Genomic DNA, 22,070 nt, shown 5'->3' with positions numbered 1-22,070 from the left:
GGCCGGGATGCCAGGTTATCCACATGGGGTCATCCGCGTTGAGGTGTGGATAACTTGCGGTCAGGGCAGTGCGCGCTCCCGCTGGACGAGGCGCTCGACCAGGGCCGGCAATTGCGCCATGTCATGCAGGCTCATGGCGCCTTCGGGCGTCGCCTCGGAGTCGGCGAAGCGATTGATATGTACCACATGCATGCCTGCGGCCAGACCAGCGGCAACGCCCACTGCGGCATCGTCGATCACCACGCACTGCTCGGGTGCATAGCCCATCGCCTCGGCGGCATGCAGGAACAGGCCCGGCTCGGGCTTCCAGGAGTTGACCGTATAGGCACTGAACAGGCGATCTTCGAAATAGCGGCGCAGGCCGGTGCTGTCCAGGGCGCGCTGGATCTTGTACTCGGGACCGTTGGAAGCGACACAGCGCGGGTATCGCCCGAGCGCTTCCAGGGTGGCGTGAATGCCCGGAATCGGCAGCAGATCCGAGGCCATGCGCTCCTGCATGGTCTGGCGCATCTGCGCTTCGGCCTCCGCCCTGATCACCGGATCCAGTGCGCCATGACGACATTCGAGTTCGGCGACGATCTGGGCAAAGCGGATGCCGCGGAACTCCTGCATGTAGACGTGCGGCGCGAAGGGCAGCCCCACCCGGGTCAGTGTATCCGTCATGACCTCCGCCAGCAGCGGCTCGCTGTCCACCAGCGTACCGTCGCAGTCGAAAAGTAGACACAGCGCGTGTGACATCACCAGCTTCCTTCCCGCTCGGGGCTCGAATGGCTTTATGACATAAGTCTTACAGATATCGGCACGACGCGCCCGCAATTAAAGGTGATCGAGACGATTTTTTTGAACAGTGTTCTATAAGCAATTTAAGGAAGATGAGCGCGGTTGAAGGCATCAGCGCTGGAAGGTGCGGCGAAGGCGATGAAAAAAGGCCGGTGGAGAGCGCCAGGCGATCAAGTACCGAGTCGGAGCCGATTATTGATACTTCATGATATCGAGGGTTCGGCTTGCTGCTGTCGGCATGTGCGTCCACGTGCTTGGCACTGATATCGGCTAGGCTATCCCCGTCATGACGATACCGCTAGCGTGGGCCACGCTTCCGGTCGGATGGGAAGAGCGGGGCGATGCTTATTCGCAGTGATGCCAACTGTTGGCGCCCAGGTCCCGGGGCTTTCCTTAGTTGTAGTGCCTGCGAGACCCACGAGTCCGTCCAGGAGTCGGCGAAGACAGAACTTCGAGATTGCGGGGATTCTTTGGTTTCAACGTGATTGTCGATAATGCTGGCTTCTGAAGAAGCATATAAGCGCTAATTTTCAGCGTTAAAAGATTAATCCAGCAACCTGATTGTTGCCGCAATCATGAGGCAAGGGTCGCCTTGTCTCCAACGTGATCCGATTACGGCTTCTCCGGAATAGTATTTGTTGTCACTGAATTAGAAAAATGCCAAGAGATACATGCGTTCTTGTGTGGGCTCTGCTCTTTCGCCCTGCTTGGATCCGTATTGCATGTCGGTTTCAGATGAAGCTTGGAGGTCTATTAATATGCTAATAAGCATATCGTCATGATACTCTGCAACACGCCATGGCTACTCGGGAAGCGTTAGGCTATGTACGAAAAGTCGGCGAGCGATGAACAGGCAAGGCAAAAAACAGCGAAAAGGCGGAGTTTACGAGAGGTAAATGAGCACTTTGAGCTGATTTTTAACGCCGTATGGTCGAGTGTAGGCAGTTTTCGTACAAAGCCTAAGCAAAAAGCCCCGGAATACTCCGGGGCAATGGAACCTGTTGCGAATTGCGAGCACTTCGAATTAGAAGCTGTACATCACCATTCCCTGCAGGCGTACGGCATCGCCTTCTTCGCCATTCACGACTTCACGGCTGTGCAGTCCGGCTTCGATACCGTAAGTGATGCGTTCGACCGGTGACCAGATGTAGTTGAGGTAGATGCTCTCGTAGGTCTCGTCCGTATGGGGATCGATGCCGCCCGTGTCATAGAGATCATCCAGGTCGACAGCCGCGATGCTGTAACTGAGGTTGACCGCACCGGGGCCCGCCTTCAGGCTCATGCCCACGGTTCCGCCCGTTCCCTTGACGGTTTCCAGATCGCCTGAAGCATCGATATACGCGGGTGCGCCAGGCTGAGTGTCATAGGCGCTGACATTGAGGTAGCCGCCGATTCCGTCACCATGGGTGACGACACCGCGCAGGGTGAAGATATCGGTCAACTGCGCTTCGGCTGCCAGTGACGCCCCCCATCCGAAGGCGCTTTCCTCGTCATCGGTGACCTGATTGTAGTATTCGAGCTGGCGCAGTACCGCTGAGGCGCTGTATTTCAGCATACCGGTGCTGGCGCCATAGCGCAGGGTCAAGTCAGGGAGTCCGCTTTTCGCTTCTTCGCTGCTGCTGTCGTTGACTGACAGCGTTCTTCCCAGGGTGTCCGGATCTTCCAGCGCCACCGAGAATCCGCCAGTGGTATAGCGCAGCTGGGGTTGACGCGCCGTATGGGCGGTACCGCCAACGCCCGTGAAGTCCACGGTTGGAGTCAGGCCGACAGCGCCGCTGAAGTTGGTCCAGGTCTGACCGGCGAGAAGCCCGTTCCACTCGCCATAGGCATGACGCAGACGGAAGTTATTGCCGCTGCCGTAAAAGTCACCCTCGATGTTGGTCTTGAGTACGCTGTCGCCCACCGGCGTGGCGGTCTGAAAGCCGATACGGCTCTGGTAGGCATGCAGGTTGGTATGACCTTCGGAATGATTCTCGCCATCCAGGCTAATGGCCGAATGTTTGACCGCATTGCCCATGTCGTCATCGACGTCATAAATCATGTCGAGCTTGGCATAACCGCCGATCCGGACATCGGTGTCGCCCGCCTTCAGTTCAAAGGCATTGGCGGAGCCAGCGATTGCCAGTGCCATCACGGAGACAGAAAAGATGGAACCCACTGCCAGGTTGTTATATTGACGCATTAATTACGTTCCCTTTTTTAGCTTGCTATTTTTGTCACGAGCTGGGCCTAGATGCTAGACCGTTTGCTGAACGGTAAGTAAAACAACAAGCGGGACACTAATGGCGACATAAAATTAAGGCAATATTTTTTAGCCGTATTTTAACCAAAGGTATAAGAAGAGGGCGACTTGGCTATCGATGGTTGAATATAAAATTATTGATTATTAATTGTTTCAACGTTATTCAAGCTTGTGTGCGTACTGCGAACACCGGTGCTGCCAGTAGATTAAGAAAAGATGTTTTATATATAGCCTCAATTTTATACTTGATGGCCATTATTTTATTTGCCTTTAAGGTTTTTTTGTGGCTGGCCTGGCATCGGGCATGAGTGCGTTATAGGCGGACGTCCGATAGACACTCATATGGTGGATACAAAAAAACGGCAGCTGTAATCGGCTACCGTTTCATTCGGTCAGGTAAGCCCAGGCGGGCTGGAGTGCAACATCTATCTATAAGAATGAGGGGGGGGCCGCAGCGCTTGTCGGCGTTACTTATGAAAGCAGATCGCGAAGTTCTCTGGCCTTGCGTTGCAGTGTGGGCAGGATAGTCTGGTGAATGTGTTCGAGGGTGATCCGGTTGGCATTGGTCGAGACGTTCATCGCCCCCACCAGGCGCCCGCCCCGGGTATGAACCGGCACGGCGACGGAACGAAGCCCCAGGTCCAGTTCCTGATCCAGAATGCAGTACTGATCGCGTCGTACCTGCTCGATGCGCTCACCCAGCGCCTGACGATCCACCAGACTATGGGGCGTGTGCGCCTTGAGCTCGACGCGCTCGAGAAAGCTTCGGCGCTCTTGCTCATTGAGGTTGGCCACCAGCACTCTTCCCATCGAGGTGTAACCGGCGGGCAGCCGGGTTCCGACCGACAGGGCAATGGCCATCAACCGGTGCCTTGCGGCCGAGCGAGCCACGTACACCACGTCGTCACCGTCGAGGATGCCCAGCGATGAGGATTCGTCCAGCGTCTCGGTGATCTCCTCCAGTGTCTGCTGCAGGATGGAGTGGTACCCGTTGGCGGAAAGAAAGGCATAACCCAGGCGCAGTACATGAGGGGAGAGTTCGAACTGCCGCTGCCGTTTGCGCACGTAGCCCAGGGCGTGCAGCGTCAGCAGAAAGCGGCGCGCCTTGGCGCGATTCATTCCGGTCTTCGCGGCGACCTCGGTCAATGTCATGCGCGGATGGTCGTGGTCGAAAGCCTGAATGACCTCCAGCCCCGTGGCCAGCGCGGTGACGAAGTCCCGGCTGTCGGGCGACAGCCTGTCCTCTTGTGATGTCTGTTCCATCAGCAACCGCCCCTATCCTGATAGTCGTCATTTATCCTACTATAATGGGTTCGCTAAGCGAACAAAAGTACGCAATATGAACCTTTAGTATGAGGCTGTCGCGCTATGTACGCAGAGTTAGTCAGTTTCCCCTTCATGGGCCAGAACGGGCTGAAGGCCTTCCATGCCGAGGCGCTGGTCCAGGCCATGTTGAGCTTCGAGCTGGCGCTGGCCGAGTCCGAGGAGTCGCTTGGGTTGCTGCCGTCGGGCACCCACAAGGCGCTGGACGATCACTTGGCCACGCACGCATTCGACATGGCGGGGCTTGCCGGGGGCGTGGGTGAGGGCGGCAACGTGGCCATTCCCTTCGTGGCCCAGGCCAAGGCGGCCTTGCCGGAAGCGCTGAAAAAGTCGTTTCACAAGGGGGCCACCAGCCAGGACGTGCTCGACAGTGCCCTGATGCTCCTTATGCAGGATCGCCTCGCCGAGCTATGCGCTCAGATGGACGCGGTGCGTGAGGCCCTGATGAGGTTGATCGAACGCTACCGCGACACGCCGATGATCGGCCGTTCCCTGCTTCAGCAGGCCCTGCCGACGACGTTCGGCCTGCGCGCGGCGCAGTGGGCGCTGAACTTCGATCAGGCGGCACGGCGTCTGGCAACCCTGCGCCGCGAGCGGTTGCCGGTACAGTTCGGCGGTGCCGTGGGCACTCATGCCGGATTGCAGGATGCCGAGGGCAACAACCTGGGGCTGAGCGTGATGGCGCAACTGGCCGAGCGTCTCGGACTCCAGGCGCCGCTGTTGCCCTGGCATACCAACCGGCAGCCGATTCACGCGCTGGCATCGGCCTTCGACGCCTTGGCCGGCGCGGGCGAGAAGATCGCCACCGATATCGCTCTGCTGGCACAGAACGAGGTGGCGGAAGTCAACGAACCCGCCGCACCGGGGATGGGCGTCTCCTCTTCCATGCCCCACAAGCGCAACCCGGTACGCTGCGCCCTGATCCGCACCGCGGCCCGCCAGACCCATGGGCACCTGTCGGTCATTGCCAATGCTCAGGCCCAGCCGCTGGAACGGGCGCTGGGCGAGTGGCATGCCGAATGGGCCCCGTTGGTGGAGATGGCTCTACTCAGCGAAGGAATGCTGACACAACTGACGACGCTGCTGCAGGGACTGGAAGTCTTTCCCGATGCCATGCGCGAGCAGCTGTCCCAGGCCAAGGCCGGTGGTGATTTAGACATTGGTAGTAGCCCTATGCAGGCCGACCGCGTCATGGATTACCTGAAAGGCTCAGATTATCAATAGGTTGTTGATATTTTTCAGCGCCAGGGCGCGATAGCGGCCGCTATCGCGGTCAATTGACGGAAAGTGGTGCTGCCGCTAGCGTGTTCGTATTGCAAATATAAGTTCGCTATACGAATTAGAGGCGAAACAATCTATGGCCGAATTTCTCAGCCTGCATGACGCGGTGGCGCGCTACGTCGAGGACGGCGCCACCGTGGCCATGGAGGGCTTTACCCACCTGATTCCCTTCGCGGCAGGACATGAAATCATCCGCCAGGGCAAGCGTGACCTGACGCTGATCCGCATGACGCCCGACCTGATCTACGATCAGTTGATCGGTGCCGGCTGCGCGAAGAAGCTGATCTTCTCCTGGGGCGGCAATCCCGGTGTCGGTTCGCTGCATCGCCTGCGCGATGCCGTGGAGCGCGGCTATCCGCACAAGCTCGAGATCCTCGAGCACAGTCATGCGGCAATGGCCTGCGCCTATGAGGCAGGCGCTGCGGGGCTGCCGCTGGCAATCCTGCGCGGCTACATCGGCAGCGACCTGCCCAAGGTCAACGACCAGATCAAGTCCATCGAATGTCCCTTCACCGGCGAGAAGCTGGCCGCCATCCCCTCGATCCGTCCCGACGTCAGCGTGATCCACGCCCAGCGCGCCGATCGTGCCGGTAATGTGCTGGTGGAAGGTATCGTCGGCGTGCAGAAGGAGGCGGTGCTGGCCGCCAGGCACAGCATCGTCACCGTCGAGGAAGTGGTCGACGACCTCGGCGCCGGTCCCAATGCCTGCGTCATTCCGGGCTGGGCGATCAGTGCCGTGGCAGTCGCCGAGAAGGGCGCCTACCCGTCCTACGCGCATGGCTACTATCCACGCCACAACCGCTTCTACAAGGAGTGGGACGCCATCGCCCGGGATCGTGAGGCCTTCGAGACCTGGCTCAATGAGCATGTGCTCAACGTACCCAACGCAGGAGGAGCGGTCTGATGAGCGAGCGTTACACCTCTTCGGAGATCATGACCGTTACCGCCGCCCGCGCACTCGAGAACGGCATGACCTGCTTCGTCGGTATCGGCCTGCCCAGCGAGGCGGCCAATCTGGCGCGTCTGACCCATGCCCCCGACGTGGTGCTGATCTACGAGTCCGGCACCCTGCAGACCAAGCCGGACGTGTTGCCGCTGTCGATCGGCGACGGCGAGCTGTGCGAGACCGCACTGACCACCGTCTCGGTGCCCGAGATGTTCCGCTACTGGCTGCAGGGCGGTCACATCGACGTGGGCTTTCTCGGTGCCGCCCAGGTCGACCGCTTCGCCAACCTCAACACCACGCTGATCGGCGACTACCAGTCGCCCAAGGTGCGTCTGCCGGGCGGCGGCGGTGCGCCGGAGATCGCCACCAATACCGGCGAGGTCTTCATCACTCTCAAGCACTCCAAGCGGACCTTCGTCGAGGCGGTGGATTTCATCACTACCTTGGGCTTTGGTCGTGATGGCAAAGGGCGCGAAGGCGTGTCCAATATCGGCAAGGGGCCGACCCGCGTGATCACCGATCTCTGCGTGATGCGCCCCGATCCCGAGACGCGCGAGCTGGTCGTCACTTCGCTGCACCCGGGCGTGACCCGCGAGCAGGTGCAGGACGCCACCGGCTGGGAGATTCGTTTCGCCGATCAGCTCGAGACCACGCCCGAGCCGGAGGATCACGAGCTCGACGTCCTGCGCGACCTCAAGGCGCGTACCGATCGCCACCATTCTGGAGAAGCTTCATGAACGATGTATATCTATGTCACCCGGTACGTTCGGCTGTCGGCAAGTTCGGCGGTGCCCTGTCCACCATCCGTCCCGACGATCTCGCCGCACGAATCTTCGAGGCACTGCTCGCACGTGCGCCGGGCCTCGATCCGAGTGCCATCGATGACGTGATCATGGGCTGTGCCAACCAGGCGGGGGAAGACAACCGCAACGTGGCGCGCATGGCGCTGCTGCTGGCCGGAATGCCCACTGCGGTTCCCGGCAGCACCATCAACCGTCTTTGCGGTTCGAGCATGGATGCCATCGGCACCGCCGCGCGGGCGGTCCGCTCCGGCGAGGCCGAGCTGATGATCGCCGGCGGTGTCGAGTCGATGTCCCGCGCCCCTTACGTGGTAAGCAAGGCGGGCACCGCCTTCGCGCGCAATCAGATGATGGAAGATACCACCATCGGCTGGCGCTTCATCAACCCGCTGTTGAAGAAGCAGTATGGTGTCGACTCGATGCCCGAAACCGCGGAGAACGTAGCCGAACAGTTCAACATCTCCCGTGAGGATCAGGATCAGTTCGCCTACAACTCCCAGCTCAAGACCAAGAAGGCTCAGGACAACGGCCGCCTGGCGAAGGAGATCGTGCCCATCGAGATTCCGCGGCGCAAGCAGGACCCGCTGATCTTCGACAAGGATGAGCATCCGCGCGAGACGACGCTGGAGAAGCTCGCCACGCTGCCCACGCCGTTTCGTGCCGCCGGTTCCAGCGTGATGGGTTCGGTGACCGCGGGCAACGCCTCGGGTGTCAACGATGGTGCCGCGGCGGTGATCGTCGCCAGCGAAGCCGCCGTGAAGCGTTACAACCTCACCCCGATGGCACGCATCCACGGCATGGCCACCGCTGGCGTCGAACCGCGCATCATGGGCATCGGCCCGGTGCCGGCCTCGCAGAAACTTCTGAAGCGCTTGGGCATGAGCCTCGATCAGCTCGATCACATCGAGCTCAACGAAGCCTTCGCCTCGCAATCGCTGGCCTGCCTGCGCGAGCTGGGCATTGCCGACGACGATCCGCGCGTCAACCCCAACGGTGGCGCCATCGCACTGGGACACCCGCTGGGCATGTCCGGGGCGCGCATCGTCACCAGCGCCATGCACGAGCTGCAGCAGACCGGCGGACGTTACGCGCTGTGCACCATGTGCATCGGCGTGGGCCAGGGCATCGCCACCGTAATCGAACGCGTCTAGGGACTGAGGAGGCAGCATGGCATTCATCGACATCGCAGGACGCAGCGTCAGCTACCGTCTGCTGGGAGCCGAGGCCCTACCGCTGGTCGTCCTGGCGCATCCGCTGGGGATGACCCAGGCGGTGTGGGACGACCTGATCCCGGCCCTGCTGGGGCGCTATCGGGTCCTGACCTGGGACCTGCCCGGCCACGGCGCCAGCGCGCCCTGCCCGGGCGAGATCCATGCTGCGGACCTGGCGCGCGAGGTGCTGGCGCTGGCCGATCATGCCGGGGCCAGCCGCTTCCACTTCGTCGGTACCTCGATCGGAGGCGTCATCGGCCAGCAGCTGTTGGTTCAGAACCCCGGGCGCTTGTGTTCGGCGGTTCTGACCAATACCGGGGCGGTGATCGGCACGCCGGAGAACTGGCATGCGCGAGCCCAGCGGGTGCGTGAGGAAGGTTGGGCACAGCTGGCCGGTGAAATCGTGCCGCGCTGGTTTTCACCGAGTTGTCTCGAGCAGCACACGGCTACCCGGCCGGGCTGGGAGACCCAGCTGTCACGCACCGACACCGAGAGCTACGCGCGGCTCTGCGAACTGCTTGCCACTGTGGACAACCGCGGCAAGCTGCGCAGCGCCTCCGTCAAGGTGCGCCTGCTGGGGGGCAGCGACGATCTCTCCACGCCGCCGGAAACCCTGGAGGCGCTGGCCGCCCAGTTGGCGGACTGCTCGCTGGAGATTCTCGAGTCCGTGGGGCATGTCCCTTCCGTGGAGTGCCCGGGCGCATTTGCCAAGCGGCTACTGTTGTGGCTCCCGTCCGAACGCGGAGAGGTGGGCGAGCAGGGCGTGAGCTACGCCGAGGGACTCGAGACCCGCAAGCAGGTACTGGGTGCCGAGCATGTCGAGCGCGCCAGTGCCAACGCCACCTCGCTGGATGCGCCGTTCCAGCAGATGATCACTCGTCTGGCCTGGGGCGAACTGTGGGGTAACGCCGATCTGTCCCGCACCGAGCGCAGCATGATCACTCTGGCGGTACTGGCGGCACTGGGACGTGACGGCGAGCTGGAGTTGCACCTCAAGACCGCCAAGCGCATCGGCCTGAGCGAAGCCCAACTGCGCCAGGCGCTGATGCATGTGGCAATCTATGCCGGCGTACCGGCGGCCAACCATGCCTTTGCCATGGCCAAGCGCCTGGGATGGGGCGAGTAACCCGTCAGGCTGATGCTTTCGCAGGAAACGGTCGTCATCGCTTCGCGATGACGACCTTATCGTGTAGCGACATCGCGGCTTGGCGCCGCCGTCCTGCACCATAAGGATAACAAGGAATCCCTCTCATGAAACACGCACTCTCTAAATGCCTGCTCGCCCTGTCCGTGGCGGGCATGTCTGTCGCGGCCAGCGCCGAGACTACGCTGCGCATGTCGCACTTCTGGCCCGCGGAATCGAAGATCAACAAGGAGATCTTCGATGCCTGGGCACAGGCTATCGAAGAGGAGTCCGGCGGCGAGCTCAAGGTACAGAACTTCCCCTCGCAGACACTGAGCAAGGCGGATTCCTCCTATCAGGGCACGGTGCGGGGCATCTCCGACATCGCCATTACCGCCCAGGGCTATACCGCCGGTCGTTTCCCGATCTCGCAGATCGTCGAGCTGCCCGGTGTGGCGACCAGCGCGCCGCAAGGGGCCTGCGTTCTGCAGACGCTCTACGACGATGGCCAGATCGCCAAGGAGTACGACGACTCCCACGTGCTGTTCATGTTCACCACCGGCCCCGGGTACATCCATACCCAGAACACCGACGTACAGACGCCCAGCGATCTGGAAGGGTTGCGCATCCGGCGTCCCACGGCGGTGGCCGGAGAAATGCTCGAGAACATGGGCGCACAACCGGTGGGCATGCCGGCGCCGGACATCTACACCTCCATGCAGCGCGGCGTCATCGATGGCCTGAGCTTCCCGTGGGAGGGCATGAAGGTCTTCGGTCTCAACGAACTGGCCAACTATCACACCCAGGTGCCGTTCTACACGCTGATCTTCGTCGCCACCATGAACGAGCGTACCTATCAGCGCCTGTCGCCGGAAATGCAGCAGGTGATCGATAACAACAGCGGCATGAAGTGGGCCGAGAAAGCGGGACAGGTATTCGCCGAGATGGACAAGGCCGGCAAGCAGCAGGCCGAGGAGATGGGCGATACCATCCGTGTCATCGACAATCCGTTGCAGGATCCGCAGTGGTCCAAGCCGCTCAAGGCCGGCATCGAGCATTACCTCAGCGGCCTGGAATCGCGTGGGGTCGAGAATGCCCACGAAATCTATTACGCCGCGCTGGAGGCCGCCAAGTCCTGCCAGACGCAGGCCGAGTGAGGAGTCCGCATGCAAGGGCTGATGACGCTTAGCAACTGGATCGCGCAGTTCTGCCGCTACTTCTCGGGCATCGCCCTGATGGGCGTCCTGGCGGTCACGGTGATCGATGTCGTGACGCGCTACCTGTTCCGTGCCACGTCGGGGGTCATGAACATGACCGTGACCGGCAGTGTCGAGCTGGTCAGCTATCTGATGCTGTTCGCCCTGCTGGCGGCGATGGCCGCCAATGTCGAGAAGAGTCAGGTGGTGGTCGAGGCGTTCTCCCATGGCCTCAAGGAGAGCATCAAGCAGCGTATCGCCGGCTTCTATCTGCTGGCCTTCATGGTGCTGGGGTTCGTGCTGGCCAACGGCTTGTGGGAGGAGGGCGCGAGCGCCGCCGAGTTCGGTGAAGTGACGCAGGACCTGAGTCTTCCCATGGGGCCCATCTATCAGGTGGCGGCGGGGCTCTGCGTGCTGCTGGCCCTGCGCTGTCTGATCCATGCGTTCCTGGGAATGATCTATGCCGTAGGAGGGGAGCCGGCTGATGAGCTCTGAAGTGATAGGTGGTGCCGGCTTGCTGCTGCTGCTGGTCCTGATGGTCCTGCGAGTACCGGTGGCGCTCAGCATGCTGGCCGTGGGGGTGGTGGGTTTCGCCCAGGTCATTACCTGGGATGCGGCCGTGGCCATGGTCAAGTCGGTTCCCGTTGAAGTGTTGTCGAATTACAGCTTCAGCGCCATTCCCATGTTCATCTTCATGGGGGTGCTGGCGTCCTACTCGGGCATGGCGAGCAAGCTTTTCGTCGCGGCCCAGACCATGTTCGGCGGCTGGCGGGGCGGCATGGCGCTGGCCGCGGTCAGCTCCTGCGGGGCCTTTTCATCGATCTCCGGCTCGTCGCTGGCCACGGCCAGTACCATGAGCCGGGTAGCGCTGCCGGAGATGGAGCGCAACGGTTATGCCCGTTCGCTGGCCACTGGCGTGCTGGCGGCAGGCGGCACGCTGGGGATCATGATTCCGCCAAGCATCGCGCTGCTGCTCTACGCCATCCTGACCGAGCAGTCGGTGGGGGACATGTTCATGGCGGGGCTGCTTCCCGGGCTGATGGGGTTGCTGTTCTATGCGCTGACAGTGGCCATCGTGGTGCGCATCAAGCCTTCGCTGGCCTCGGCCTCCGAGCCCAACAGCCTCAAGGACAAGCTGCTCGCGGGACTGGGTCTGCTGCCGTTTCTGGGCGTGTTCCTGGTCATCGTGGTGGGCATCTATGGCGGCTTCTTCACGCCGACCGAAGCGGCCTCGATCGGCGCCTTCGTGACCATGCTCTATGCGGTGGCCAAGGGCGTGCGTCTCAAGGGGCTGCGCGATGCGGTATTCGAGACCCTGGCGCTCTCTGCGGTGGTGTTCTTCATGATCGTCGGCGCGGAAACCCTGGGGTATTTCATTTCGGCGTCGCGCATCTCGTTCGAGGTGACCAACTACGTGATGGGGCTGGGGCTGTCCACCTTCGGCGTGCTGCTGTGCATCCTGGTGCTGTACTTCGTACTGGGCTGCTTCATGGACTCCATCGCCATGCTGCTGCTCACGGTGCCGGTGGTCTACCCCATCATCTCGTCGCTGGGGGTAGATCCGATCTGGTTCGGCATCATCACCGTGCTGACCGTGGAGCTGGGGTTGATCACGCCACCGGTGGGCATGAACGTCTTCGTCATCAAGGCCACCGCGCCGCATGTCGGGCTAGGGGAGATATTCCGGGGCGTCACTCCGTTCATCATCTCCGACTTCGTGCGTCTGGGCATGTTGCTGGCCTTCCCCGCCATCGTCACTTTCCTGGTATGACGCAGCGGGCCGGGGCTTGTTGAGCCCCGGCCTTTCACCCGAGGGCAGGCGAAGAGGCGCCTGCCATTCCAGTGGTGTTGTTTCGATACAGTATTCATCCTAATGAGGCAGACAATGCACAAGAATAAATTCCGCGCCCTGATTGCCGGTACGCTAGCATCCGTTGTTTTTCCCGCCTACGCCGATGCCGCCACTACGTTACGCCTGGCACACGTCTGGCCGGGCGGTTCCAAGATCGATACGGAAATCTTTCAGGCCTGGGCCAAGAGCGTGGAAGAGGCTTCCGATGGCCGCCTGAAGGTTCAGGTCTTCCCCAGTCAGACCCTGGCCAAGGCCGACAGCACCTACGAAGGGGCGGTCAAGGGCATCGCCGATATCGGGGCCACCGCCCAGGGCTACAGCGCGGGACGCTTTCCGCTGACTCAGGTGGTCGAGCTGCCCGGCGTGTCGAACAGCAGTCATGAAGGCTCGTGCATCCTGCAGAAGCTCTACGACCAGGGCGATCTGGACCGCGAATACCGCGATTCGCACGTGCTGTTCATGTTCACCACCGGGCCGGGATACCTGCATGCCAAGAACAAGCAGCTCGACGAGCCCAGCGATCTCGAGGGCATGCGCATGCGTCGCCCCACGCCGCTGGTCGGTGAGATGATGACCAAGCTGGGAGCGCAGTCGGTGGGGATGCCCGCACCGGATATCTTCACCTCGCTGCAGCGCGGTGTGGTGGATGGCCTGAGTATCAGTTGGGAAGGGGCCAAGACCTTCCGCGTCAACGAGCTGGTGAACTATCACACCGAAATTCCGCTCTACGATCTGTCGCTGATCGCCACCATGAACCAGCGCACCTACGATCGCCTTCCTGATGACCTCAAGGCCATCGTCGATGCACACAGCGGCATGGAGTGGTCGATGAAGGCGGCGCAGGTCTACGATGAGCTGATCGCCCAAGGACGCCAGGAAGCCGTGGACGCCGGGGGCGAGATCGTCACCATCGACAATCCGCTGGAGCACGAGCAGTGGGGGCCGGTGCTCAAGGACACCATCGACAGCTACATTTCCACGCTGCAGGCCCAGGGCCTGCCCGGCACCGAGACGTATGATAAGGTCCTGTCGCTGAAGGCATCCTGCGAGAGCTAGGCCGCTTCACGGCCTGGGCAGGTTCATGATTGGGCGATAAACAGCGTCGCATCGGAATCCCCGGTGCGGCGCTTCTCGTTTCGGGTATGGGTTCAATCCGTGAGGATTAAGCACCATCGCCGAAATTATCGATCTGCGCTGGATCACGATGCAGACTGCACCGCGATACTCCCCTTGAACTCCATGTCCTGGCCGAACCGGTAAGAGTACCCAACCGGTTGGCGCCGATGACGCCTGTTGCGTACCAATAACCGGCAACTATGCTGACGACAAACATGGTGTCGTGCGCCGCCCGGTGCGCGGCTTGTCGTTTCCAGCGAGCCATGCGCAGTGGCCTTGACGACTAGGGAGTTGATCATGGATAGCAAGCATAAGCGCAAGACGCCATCGCTGGGTCGGTTGGCTCTTTTCGGAGCGGCGGCCTGGATCGCCTACAGCGCCTTTCAGAAGAAACAGGCGCTCAACGCGCGTCGCGATAACGGTCGGTTGCCCGTAGCGCCGGAGCTGTCGCGCAGTGCCCTGATCGATGGCATCGTCATGCGCTGGGAAGAGCACGGCACACAAGGGACCGAGTATCATCCTCAGCGGTTTGAACGTGATACCGAGCGACCGCCGGTGGTCATGGTGCACGGTATTCCCACCAATCCGCGCATCTGGCGCTACGTCATCCCGCAACTGGAAGAGGCGGGTACCCGTTGTCTGGCATGGGAAATGGTGGGCTTCGGCCACTCGATCGACGAGGGATTGGGGCGCGATATCTCCATTCCCCGGCAGGCCGAATATCTGCAGGCCTGGTTGGAAGCGCAGGGCATCGAGCGTGCCGTTTTCGTCGGTCATGACGTCGGGGGCGGCGTATTGCAGGCGCTGCTGGCGTCGCATCCCGAACGCTTCGCGGGTCTGGTGCTGAGTGATGTGGTCGCCTTCGACAACTGGCCAGTGGCGATGATGAAGGCCGCCAAGAAGATGAACGGCGTGATCGAGCATCTTCCGCCCGTAGTGGTAATGCAGTTGTTTCATACCGGTATCCGCAATCTGGGGCACGACGACCCGCAGCTGGCGCTGGAGTCGGCCACGCTGCTGTGGGAGCCCTACAATCGCCCCACCGGGCCGGCCGGCTTCGCCAATCAGGTCCGTCACATGAACGCTCAGGACACGCTGGACATTGCCACGCGTCTGCCTGACAAGCTCGATATTCCCGTGCGCATCGTATGGGGCGAGCAGGATCCGCTGAGCCTCGAGTCGGCCGAACGCCTGGCCATGCTGCTCTTTGCGCCGCCAGTGCGCCGCATTCCCGGTGCTCGTCATTTCAATCCCGAGGATCACCCCGAACTCATTGCCAATGAGATCCACGATGTGCTGGACGAGACGTCCCGGCTGGTTCTGCGCTGACCCTGCGCAGACGTAAGGCCAATTGACAGCGATGCGCGGGACGGAGATGGTGATCGGCCCTACGTTGGGCGCCTGTCGCCTGGCTACTGCCGCTAATTGACAAAAGATGACGCCATGTCTGACTCCCTGACAGCGCCCATGGTGCGGCTCGACCCCGGCTTGGCGTCGCCCAACGCCGCGCAGATGTTGTCTTCAACGCTGCAGGTGATCCGGGCCGGCCGCCTACTGGGCAAGCGCTGGCCGCTGAGCATGACTACCCAGCGCGCTGTCCATGTTCGTACCGGCGCTGCCTGCCTGGCTGGTCAGTGTCGAGCAGGTACGCGTCTGATGAGCGATCTGCTGTGCTTCGGTTATCTGCTGGTCTTCGCGATTACTGTGCTGGCTGGCTGGTTCAACGATGTCAGTGGTGATGTGGCGCTGGCATTCTTGCCCACGCTGGCGGTGAGCGTCGTGGCGATGCTGGGTACGCGTCGCCTGTTGGCGAGCTGACTATGCTCAGCCCTCGCATCAAGCTACGTCATTTGCAGGCCTTTCTGGAAGTCGCTAGGCAGCGCAGTTTCGCCCGGGCGGCCGATACCCTGGCCATTACCCAGCCGGCCATGTCCAAGACCATCCGTGAACTGGAAGAGGCGGTTGCCGCATCATTGTTCGAGCGCGGGCCACGTGGCGTAACGCTGACCCCCTCGGGCATGGCTCTGCTGCGTTACGCCGGGCCAGCGATCAATCTGCTCCAGGAGGGACTGGCCGCGGTACGCCAGCCGGCGAGCAACGAAGCCGTTGTGCGGATCGGCGCCCTGTCGACGGTGGAGCAGGGGTTGTTGCCGCAGGCGGCCCAGGCCCTGCATGCGCAATTTCCCGAGATCCGCCTGCAGGTGCATTCCGGACCGAGTGCCTATCTGCTCTCGCAGCTCGGGTTGGGGGAGCTGGATCTGGTCGTCGGGCGCATGAGCGAGGCGCGGGAGAGCCGGGGGTTCAGCTTCGAGCATCTCTACCACGAACCGCTGGTGCTGATGGCTCGCGCCGGGCACGCCCTGGAGCGCCTGCCGCGTGCGCAGTTGAGTGTCGACCTGCTGGGCGACTATCCTTGGGTAGTGCCACCGGCGCCGACCACGCTGCGCGAACAGGTCGAACGTTTCTGGGTCGAGCAGGGTGGCCCGCCGCCGCCCGTCGCACTGGAAACGCTGTCGCTGACCTTGAGCCGGCGTTATGTGCAGCGCACCGACGCGCTGTGGGTCGCGCCGCTGGATGCCGTGCATAGCGATCTGGCCGAGGGACGACTGGTCCGCTTGCCTATCGATATCGAGGCACATGGCGGCTCGGTCGGGTTGTGCATCAATGCGACCCGGGCCCTGTCGCCGGCCGCCGAGCGCCTGATCGAGCAGTTGCGCGATCTGGCCGGCAAGCGCGACCCCTAAACTTGGTAGGAACGGGTCAGATCAGGCGCGGACGTGCCTCATGCGTCCACCTAGCCGCGACAGGCGCCGGGCGACCGTGGGGATGCGCAGTAGCATCAGCGCCAAGGCCACCGCGGCGTAAACGCTCCACTCCGTCAGGTCCGCGCGTACGATCCACAGGAAATGCAGTAGCACCAGGGCCAACACCAGATAGACCGCCTTGTGCAGTGGCTTCCAGCGCTTGCCCAATTTGCGCATGGCGTAGCGGTTGGAGGTTACCGCCAGGGCCAGCAGGATCAGCAGTGCCAGGGCGCCGACGATGATATAGGGGCGCTTCTGCAGGTCCTCGCCGAGTGCCGTCCAGTTGAGTCCGAGGATGAACAGCAGGTAGCAGAGCAAGTGCAGCACGCCGTAGCCGAACGTCCACAACCCCAACTGACGGCGGATCACGCTGAAGCCCTTCCAGCGTGTCAACCGCGTCAGCGGCGTCAGGCTCAACGTGCACAGCAGCAGGATCAGTGCACCCTGGCCCAGATTGAGCAGCAGGTAGCGTCCTGGCTCTGGGCCTGCGGCGCCGATCGCCACGTGGTAGGCCCACCAGCAGATCGGCGCTAGTGCAGCCACGAAGACCAGCAGGCGCCAAGCGAGAATGTGCCGGGGTTGTCCTGCCATCAATAGAACTTCCGTAGATCCATGCCCTGATAGAGACTCGCGACGTCGTCGGCATAGCCGTTGAAAGGCAGGGTGTCGATGACGTTGGGACTGAACAGGCTGTTGGGCAGGCGGCGTTCGGTAGCCTGGCTCCAGCGTGGGTGGTCGACGTCGGGATTGACGTTGGCATAGAAACCGTATTCGCTGGGGGCCAGCATGTGCCACGACGTCTCGGGCCGGGACTCGACCAGCGAGACGCGTACGATCGATTTGATGCTCTTGAAGCCGTACTTCCAGGGCACTACCAGGCGGAGCGGCGCCCCGTTCTGGTTGGGCAGCACGCGTCCGTACATGCCGACGGCGAGGAAGGCGAGCGGATGCATGGCCTCATCCATGCGCAGGCCTTCGCGATAAGGCCAATCGATCAGCCCGAAACGCGATGCCTGACCGGGCATCTGCTTGGGGTCCTCCAGCGTCTCGAAGCGCACGTACTTGGCCTTGCCGGTAGGCTCGGCACGCTGGATCACGTCGGCCAGTGGAATGCCCAACCAGGGGATCACCATCGACCAGGCCTCGACGCAGCGCAGCCGATAGACCCGCTCCTCGAAGCGACTCGGCGTAATCAGATCCTCGAGCGCATACTGGCCAGGTTTGCCCACCTCGCCGTCGACGGTCACCGTCCACGGCACGGTCTTGAGCTGGCCGGCATAACGCGCCGGGTCGCTCTTGTCGCTGCCGAACTCGTAGAAGTTGTTGTAGTGGGTCGCATCGTCGAACGGCGTGACCTTGTCCTCTGTCGTGATCGCGTTCCAGCGGGTGTCGGCCAACCGGGCCTCGAACCATTCGGGGCCTTTCGCCTTGGTTACGTCTTCGTAGCCGGGGCCGGCCAGCGCGGCACGCGGCAGGCCTGCTGCCAGCCCTAGCCCGGCGACACCGCCCAGAAACTTGCGGCGCGACAGATAGATCGACTCGGGGGTAACGTCGTTCTCGCCAAGGGAAAGACGGTGGCGTGAGCGGATCAGCATGGCAGGACTCCGGGATAGGACCGTGTACGCGGTACTGACCGTGATGCTATGAAATAGTTGCGTTGGGCAGGCGAGCCGCAAAGCATGACCTGGATCGTGACATAACCTGTGGGTTATGCAGGGTGGGCGAATTTTCACTTGGTTAATCTTTCCAGTGGGCGACAATATGCCGCATAACAAAGGCACTCAAAGGAGATAACCATGCCCCTGAACGAAGGCAAGCGCTTCGTCGAGCGCGACCGTACCTGGCATCCCGTCGCCTATACGCCCGGCTACAAGACCGCCGTGGCTCGCTCGCCCAGCCTGCCGCTGGTCAGCTTGCAGTCGCCGTCGGTGTCGGAGACCAGCGGTCCCGACTTCCGGCATCTGCGCATGGGACCGCACGACAACGACCTGCTGCTCAACTTCCGCGAGAATCCCGAGCATCAAGGCAGCCTCAGCAGCAGCCTGCCGGTCGGTGAACGCATCATCATGTTCGGCCGTATCACCGACCAGTTCGGCAAGCCGGTGCCGCATACGCTGGTCGAAATGTGGCAGGCCAATGCCGGCGGCCGCTACCGTCACAAGAAGGACCAGTACCTGGCGCCGCTCGATCCCAGCTTCGGCGGGGTGGGCCGCTGTCTGACCGACGAGGATGGCTGGTATCGTTTCCGCACCATCAAACCCGGCCCGTACCCGTGGCCGAACGGCATCAACACCTGGCGCCCGTCGCATATCCACGTCTCGGTGATGGGACCGTCGATCTCCACGCGGCTGATTACCCAGATGTACTTCGAGGGCGATCCGCTGATCCCGATCTGCCCCATCGTGCGCACCCTCAACGACCCGGAAGCCGTGCAGACCATGGTCGGCCGCCTCGACATGGCCCACAGCCGGCCCATGGATTGCCTGGCCTATCGCTTCGATATCGTGACGCGTGGCGAACTGCAGACCTACTTCGAGAACGTGTGAGGGGAATGTCATGAAACAGCCGAACTCAACGCCGACCACCGAGCTCATGCTGCGTGAAACCGCCTCGCAGACCGCCGGTCCGTACGTGCACATCGGCCTGGCGCTGAACATCGCCGGTCTGCCGCCCCGCCAGGAAGAGATCTGGAACCGCATGGCCACGTCGGAGGCCGAGGGCCAGCTCATCGAGATCGTCGGTACGGTGATCGACGGCAGCGGCGATCTGGTCCGCGATACCTTCATCGAAGCCTGGCAGGCCGATGCCAACGGCGAGTACCAGTGCGACTATGATCTCGAGAAGCCGTTCAACAGCTTCGGGCGTACCGCCACCACCGTGGAGTCCGGCGGCGAGTGGTCGCTGGTCACCGTCAAGCCGGGCGTCGTCGCGGGCTGCAAAGGCAAGCCACAGGCACCGCACATCAACCTGGCGGTCTTCGCCCGGGGCATCAACATGCAGCTGAACACGCGGCTGTATTTCGAGGACGAGGCCGAGGCCAACGCCGCCTGCCCAATTCTCAATGCGGTGGAGTCCGAGTCGCGGCGCAAGACGCTGATCGCCAGGCGCGAGGAGAGCGAGGGCGGCAAGGTGCGCTATCGCTTCGACATTCGTCTGCGCGGCGAAGGCGAAACGGTGTTCTTCGATTTCTGAACGCTCGAGCTGACGCCACTTGTCGTATCACGCCGCGCCCCGCTGGGGCGCGGCGTTGTTGTAGATGACCGGCCTCAACCTTGTCGATGGTGAACGACCAGGGCCTGCAACAGGACATCGACGTGGCGTAAAAGCGCCGAGGGGGGTTCCTTGCGCCGGCTGCACAAGATCGGCGAGGTGATGTGCTGCTCGGCCAGGGGCACGTAGGCGATATCGTCGCGCTGCAGGCGCTTGACCTGCTCGGGAACCAGGGTGAAGCCCATCTCCGATGCTACCAGGCCGATGGCCGTCTGGAGCTCGTTGGCTTCCTGAATGACCGTCACCTTGAGCCCGCGGCGGCGAAACAGGCCCAGAACGACATCGGCGTAGCTCGGACGGGGCGTGGCCGGATAGACGATCAGCGGATATCCGGCGAGGTCGGCCAGGGTCGGCGTGGTACCGCTCAACGGGTGCGAGCGGGGCAGGGCGGCGATGATTGGCTCGTCGAAGAGCACTTCTTGTTCGACCTCGGGGTCATCGATGCGCAGCCGACCGAAGCCGATGTCGATGCGCCCGGCCTTCAGCGCCTGCACCTGCTGGATCGTGGTCAGCTCGCTCAGCGTCAGTTCAATGTCCTCCTTTTGTCGCAACTGGCGGATCAGCACCGGCAGCTCGCTGTAGAAGATCGAGGGGACGAAGCCGATGCCGAGCAACTGCTTGCCGCTGCGCGCCAGGCGTCGGGTCGCGGCGATGGTAGTGTCCATCTTCTCGAGAATCTGCAGGGCGTGTTCGTAGAAGAACTGCCCGGTGGGAGTCAGGGCCAGGCCGCGGGTGTGGCGCCGGAACAGTGCTGTGCCCAGCTCCGCTTCCAACTGCTTGATCTGCCGGGTCAGAGGTGGCTGTGCCATGTGCATTCGCTGGGCCGCACGAGTCAGGTTGAGTTCCTCGGCGACCGCGCAGAAGTAGCGTAGGTGGCGCAGTTCCATGATACCTCCAGGGTATGGCAAGGCACCTAAACGATATTGGTTTCCGTAGTGGCCGGCAATCAAACTGTCGTCAATCGTTCACTGCCTTGCCGGAATCACCATGCCCGCCATCATCGCTTCTATCGAAACCCTGCTGGTCGACCTGCCGACGATTCGGCCGCACAAGCTATCGATGGCCACCATGGCCTGCCAGACCCTGATGCTCGTTCGCCTGCGTGACTCCGACGGCCTCGAGGGGCTTGGCGAGGCGACCACCATCGGCGGCCTGAGTTACGGCCCGGAGAGTCCTGAAAGCATCAAGCGCAACATCGACGCCTACCTGGCGCCGCTGCTGGTCGGCCAGCCGACAGCCAACCTCAACGTCCTGCGGGCGCGCATGCAGCGTCACGTCAAGGGCAACGGTTTCGCCAAGTCGGCGCTGGAAACGGCGCTGCTCGACCTGCAGGGCAAGCGCCTCGGACTATCGGTGGCCGAGCTGCTGGGCGGCGCCCGCCAGACGCACCTGCCGGTGCTGTGGACCCTGGCCAGCGGCGACACACAGCGCGACATCGACGAGGCGTTTCAGCGTCTCGACGACCGCCGCCACTGCGACTTCAAGCTCAAGATTGGCGCCAACGACGTGGATGACGATGTGCGCCACGTCAGTGCCATCAAGGCGGCCGTGGGCGAGCGTGCCGGCATCCGCGTCGACATCAACCAGGCCTGGGACGAAGCCACGGCAGTGCGCGGCATTGCCGCGCTGGAAGATGCCGGCATCGCGCTCGTCGAACAACCGATTCCCGCCCGACAGCATACCGGCCTGGTGCGCCTGGCCGAACGCTTCGTCGTGCCCATGCTCGCCGACGAGGCGGTGGCCGACGCCAGTGACGGGTTCAATCTGGCCGCGGCCGGCTTTAGTGGAGCCTTTGCGCTGAAGATCGCCAAGGCCGGCGGTCCGCTTGGGGCGCTGGAACTCGCCAGCGTTGCCCAGGCCGCCGGTATCGGCCTCTATGGCGGCACCATGCTGGAGGGCACCATCGGCACCGCCGCCGCCCTGCACGCCTGGGCCACCCTGCCGCCCATGACGTGGGGCACCGAGATGTTCGGCCCGCTGTTGCTCAAGGACGATATCGTCGCCGAACCGCTGCATTACCACGAGTTTGGTGTCGATCTGCCCGGCGGGCCGGGGCTCGGCGTCGCCCTCGACGAGGACAAGCTGGCCTTCTATCGCCGCCAGGATGCCTGAGCCGGCCGTCACCA

At 62.5% G+C, this 22,070-nt stretch carries 21 protein-coding genes; 15 read left to right on the top strand and 6 right to left on the bottom strand.

Going from position 1 to position 22,070, the window contains the following annotated elements:
• Nucleotides 1-60: 60 nt before the first annotated feature.
• The 3 genes from ACYQ12_RS18065 to ACYQ12_RS18055 all read right to left on the bottom strand — a co-directional run bounded on the left by ACYQ12_RS18065 (nt 61) and on the right by ACYQ12_RS18055 (nt 4,285).
• On the bottom strand, nt 61-738 hold the full coding sequence (locus ACYQ12_RS18065; RefSeq protein ID WP_459874348.1) for an HAD-IA family hydrolase: 678 nt from the start codon (nt 736-738) through the stop codon (nt 61-63).
• 1,066 nt (nt 739-1,804) lie between these two features.
• Complete coding sequence (locus ACYQ12_RS18060; RefSeq protein WP_459874347.1) at nt 1,805-2,962, bottom strand: DcaP family trimeric outer membrane transporter; 1,158 nt, start codon at nt 2,960-2,962, stop codon at nt 1,805-1,807.
• Between the two features lie 531 nt (nt 2,963-3,493).
• Complete coding sequence (locus ACYQ12_RS18055) at nt 3,494-4,285, bottom strand: IclR family transcriptional regulator domain-containing protein (RefSeq protein WP_459874346.1); 792 nt, start codon at nt 4,283-4,285, stop codon at nt 3,494-3,496.
• A 105-nt stretch (nt 4,286-4,390) separates the two neighbouring features.
• On the opposite strand from ACYQ12_RS18055, the gene ACYQ12_RS18050 reads away from it, so the two are divergent.
• From ACYQ12_RS18050 to pcaQ, 12 genes are all read left to right on the top strand, one after another.
• Nucleotides 4,391-5,569, top strand: a complete 1,179-nt coding sequence (locus ACYQ12_RS18050) for a lyase family protein (protein WP_459874345.1) — start codon at nt 4,391-4,393, stop codon at nt 5,567-5,569.
• 133 nt (nt 5,570-5,702) lie between these two features.
• On the top strand, nt 5,703-6,530 hold the full coding sequence (locus ACYQ12_RS18045; protein ID WP_459874344.1) for a CoA transferase subunit A: 828 nt from the start codon (nt 5,703-5,705) through the stop codon (nt 6,528-6,530).
• Nucleotides 6,530-7,309 carry a CoA-transferase subunit beta gene (locus ACYQ12_RS18040; RefSeq protein ID WP_459874343.1) on the top strand — a complete coding sequence of 260 codons (780 nt, stop codon included), beginning with the start codon at nt 6,530-6,532 and terminating at the stop codon, nt 7,307-7,309. The genes ACYQ12_RS18045 and ACYQ12_RS18040 overlap by 1 nt, the downstream gene beginning before the upstream one ends.
• Nucleotides 7,306-8,523 (top strand): 3-oxoadipyl-CoA thiolase, encoded by a 1,218-nt coding sequence (gene pcaF / locus ACYQ12_RS18035; RefSeq protein ID WP_459874342.1) that lies wholly within the window; start codon nt 7,306-7,308, stop codon nt 8,521-8,523. The genes ACYQ12_RS18040 and pcaF overlap by 4 nt, the downstream gene beginning before the upstream one ends.
• A gap of 16 nt (nt 8,524-8,539) precedes the next feature.
• Nucleotides 8,540-9,709 carry a bifunctional 3-oxoadipate enol-lactonase/4-carboxymuconolactone decarboxylase PcaDC gene (gene pcaDC, locus ACYQ12_RS18030; RefSeq protein WP_459874341.1) on the top strand — a complete coding sequence of 390 codons (1,170 nt, stop codon included), beginning with the start codon at nt 8,540-8,542 and terminating at the stop codon, nt 9,707-9,709.
• Nucleotides 9,710-9,834: 125 nt separating this feature from the next.
• The gene (locus ACYQ12_RS18025; RefSeq protein WP_459874340.1) at nt 9,835-10,863 is read left to right on the top strand and encodes a TRAP transporter substrate-binding protein; all 1,029 of its coding nucleotides are present in this window, start codon (nt 9,835-9,837) and stop codon (nt 10,861-10,863) included.
• Between the two features lie 9 nt (nt 10,864-10,872).
• Nucleotides 10,873-11,397: a TRAP transporter small permease gene (locus tag ACYQ12_RS18020; RefSeq protein ID WP_459874339.1), complete on the top strand. Its 525-nt coding sequence runs from the start codon at nt 10,873-10,875 to the stop codon at nt 11,395-11,397.
• Nucleotides 11,387-12,673: a TRAP transporter large permease gene (locus ACYQ12_RS18015; RefSeq protein ID WP_459874338.1), complete on the top strand. Its 1,287-nt coding sequence runs from the start codon at nt 11,387-11,389 to the stop codon at nt 12,671-12,673. Before ACYQ12_RS18020 ends, ACYQ12_RS18015 begins: the two co-directional genes overlap by 11 nt.
• Nucleotides 12,674-12,787: 114 nt before the next feature.
• Entirely contained in the window at nt 12,788-13,810 is a 1,023-nt protein-coding gene (locus ACYQ12_RS18010; RefSeq protein ID WP_459874337.1) for a TRAP transporter substrate-binding protein, read from the top strand.
• Between the two features lie 357 nt (nt 13,811-14,167).
• Nucleotides 14,168-15,199: an alpha/beta fold hydrolase gene (locus ACYQ12_RS18005; RefSeq protein ID WP_459874336.1), complete on the top strand. Its 1,032-nt coding sequence runs from the start codon at nt 14,168-14,170 to the stop codon at nt 15,197-15,199.
• Nucleotides 15,200-15,313: 114 nt separating this feature from the next.
• Nucleotides 15,314-15,688 carry a hypothetical protein gene (locus ACYQ12_RS18000; protein WP_459874335.1) on the top strand — a complete coding sequence of 125 codons (375 nt, stop codon included), beginning with the start codon at nt 15,314-15,316 and terminating at the stop codon, nt 15,686-15,688.
• A gap of 2 nt (nt 15,689-15,690) precedes the next feature.
• Entirely contained in the window at nt 15,691-16,614 is a 924-nt protein-coding gene (gene pcaQ / locus ACYQ12_RS17995; protein WP_459874334.1) for a pca operon transcription factor PcaQ, read from the top strand.
• Nucleotides 16,615-16,635: 21 nt separating this feature from the next.
• Here the strand turns inward: pcaQ and msrQ are convergent, their stop codons facing one another.
• Together msrQ and msrP are read right to left on the bottom strand one after the other, a co-directional pair.
• Nucleotides 16,636-17,265 (bottom strand): protein-methionine-sulfoxide reductase heme-binding subunit MsrQ, encoded by a 630-nt coding sequence (gene msrQ / locus ACYQ12_RS17990; RefSeq protein WP_459874333.1) that lies wholly within the window; start codon nt 17,263-17,265, stop codon nt 16,636-16,638.
• Nucleotides 17,265-18,269 carry a protein-methionine-sulfoxide reductase catalytic subunit MsrP gene (msrP, locus tag ACYQ12_RS17985; protein WP_459874331.1) on the bottom strand — a complete coding sequence of 335 codons (1,005 nt, stop codon included), beginning with the start codon at nt 18,267-18,269 and terminating at the stop codon, nt 17,265-17,267. Before msrP ends, msrQ begins: the two co-directional genes overlap by 1 nt.
• A gap of 201 nt (nt 18,270-18,470) precedes the next feature.
• Between msrP and pcaH the strand changes: the two genes are divergently transcribed.
• Together pcaH and pcaG are read left to right on the top strand one after the other, a co-directional pair.
• Nucleotides 18,471-19,220 carry a protocatechuate 3,4-dioxygenase subunit beta gene (gene pcaH / locus ACYQ12_RS17980; protein WP_459874330.1) on the top strand — a complete coding sequence of 250 codons (750 nt, stop codon included), beginning with the start codon at nt 18,471-18,473 and terminating at the stop codon, nt 19,218-19,220.
• Between the two features lie 10 nt (nt 19,221-19,230).
• The gene (gene pcaG, locus ACYQ12_RS17975; protein WP_459874329.1) at nt 19,231-19,866 is read left to right on the top strand and encodes a protocatechuate 3,4-dioxygenase subunit alpha; all 636 of its coding nucleotides are present in this window, start codon (nt 19,231-19,233) and stop codon (nt 19,864-19,866) included.
• Nucleotides 19,867-19,940: 74 nt separating this feature from the next.
• On the opposite strand, the gene ACYQ12_RS17970 is transcribed toward pcaG, so the two are convergent.
• On the bottom strand, nt 19,941-20,831 hold the full coding sequence (locus ACYQ12_RS17970; RefSeq protein WP_459874328.1) for a LysR family transcriptional regulator: 891 nt from the start codon (nt 20,829-20,831) through the stop codon (nt 19,941-19,943).
• Between the two features lie 100 nt (nt 20,832-20,931).
• Between ACYQ12_RS17970 and ACYQ12_RS17965 the strand changes: the two genes are divergently transcribed.
• Entirely contained in the window at nt 20,932-22,056 is a 1,125-nt protein-coding gene (locus ACYQ12_RS17965) for a muconate/chloromuconate family cycloisomerase (protein ID WP_459874327.1), read from the top strand.
• Nucleotides 22,057-22,070 lie beyond the last annotated feature (14 nt).

Source organism: Halomonas shantousis, from assembly GCF_054654615.1.
The sequence above is the reverse complement of the archived record's forward strand: the minus strand, read 5'-3'. Positions and strand labels throughout refer to the sequence as shown.

Bases quoted from the DNA above. Each gene is read 5' to 3' on its own strand.
- pcaQ (WP_459874334.1), top strand. From the start codon at position 15,691: ATGCTCAGCCCTCGCATCAAGCTACGTCATTTGCAGGCCTTTCTGGAA.
- ACYQ12_RS18000 (WP_459874335.1), top strand. From the start codon at position 15,314: ATGTCTGACTCCCTGACAGCGCCCATGGTGCGGCTCGACCCCGGCTTG.
- ACYQ12_RS17965 (WP_459874327.1), top strand. From the start codon at position 20,932: ATGCCCGCCATCATCGCTTCTATCGAAACCCTGCTGGTCGACCTGCCG.
- ACYQ12_RS18015 (WP_459874338.1), top strand. From the start codon at position 11,387: ATGAGCTCTGAAGTGATAGGTGGTGCCGGCTTGCTGCTGCTGCTGGTC.
- pcaH (WP_459874330.1), top strand. From the start codon at position 18,471: ATGCCCCTGAACGAAGGCAAGCGCTTCGTCGAGCGCGACCGTACCTGG.
- pcaG (WP_459874329.1), top strand. From the start codon at position 19,231: ATGAAACAGCCGAACTCAACGCCGACCACCGAGCTCATGCTGCGTGAA.
- ACYQ12_RS18065 (WP_459874348.1), bottom strand. From the start codon at position 738: ATGTCACACGCGCTGTGTCTACTTTTCGACTGCGACGGTACGCTGGTG.
- ACYQ12_RS18005 (WP_459874336.1), top strand. From the start codon at position 14,168: ATGGATAGCAAGCATAAGCGCAAGACGCCATCGCTGGGTCGGTTGGCT.
- ACYQ12_RS18040 (WP_459874343.1), top strand. From the start codon at position 6,530: ATGAGCGAGCGTTACACCTCTTCGGAGATCATGACCGTTACCGCCGCC.
- msrQ (WP_459874333.1), bottom strand. From the start codon at position 17,265: ATGGCAGGACAACCCCGGCACATTCTCGCTTGGCGCCTGCTGGTCTTC.
- pcaF (WP_459874342.1), top strand. From the start codon at position 7,306: ATGAACGATGTATATCTATGTCACCCGGTACGTTCGGCTGTCGGCAAG.
- ACYQ12_RS17970 (WP_459874328.1), bottom strand. From the start codon at position 20,831: ATGGAACTGCGCCACCTACGCTACTTCTGCGCGGTCGCCGAGGAACTC.
- ACYQ12_RS18055 (WP_459874346.1), bottom strand. From the start codon at position 4,285: ATGGAACAGACATCACAAGAGGACAGGCTGTCGCCCGACAGCCGGGAC.
- ACYQ12_RS18050 (WP_459874345.1), top strand. From the start codon at position 4,391: ATGTACGCAGAGTTAGTCAGTTTCCCCTTCATGGGCCAGAACGGGCTG.
- msrP (WP_459874331.1), bottom strand. From the start codon at position 18,269: ATGCTGATCCGCTCACGCCACCGTCTTTCCCTTGGCGAGAACGACGTT.
- ACYQ12_RS18025 (WP_459874340.1), top strand. From the start codon at position 9,835: ATGAAACACGCACTCTCTAAATGCCTGCTCGCCCTGTCCGTGGCGGGC.
- pcaDC (WP_459874341.1), top strand. From the start codon at position 8,540: ATGGCATTCATCGACATCGCAGGACGCAGCGTCAGCTACCGTCTGCTG.
- ACYQ12_RS18010 (WP_459874337.1), top strand. From the start codon at position 12,788: ATGCACAAGAATAAATTCCGCGCCCTGATTGCCGGTACGCTAGCATCC.
- ACYQ12_RS18045 (WP_459874344.1), top strand. From the start codon at position 5,703: ATGGCCGAATTTCTCAGCCTGCATGACGCGGTGGCGCGCTACGTCGAG.
- ACYQ12_RS18060 (WP_459874347.1), bottom strand. From the start codon at position 2,962: ATGCGTCAATATAACAACCTGGCAGTGGGTTCCATCTTTTCTGTCTCC.
- ACYQ12_RS18020 (WP_459874339.1), top strand. From the start codon at position 10,873: ATGCAAGGGCTGATGACGCTTAGCAACTGGATCGCGCAGTTCTGCCGC.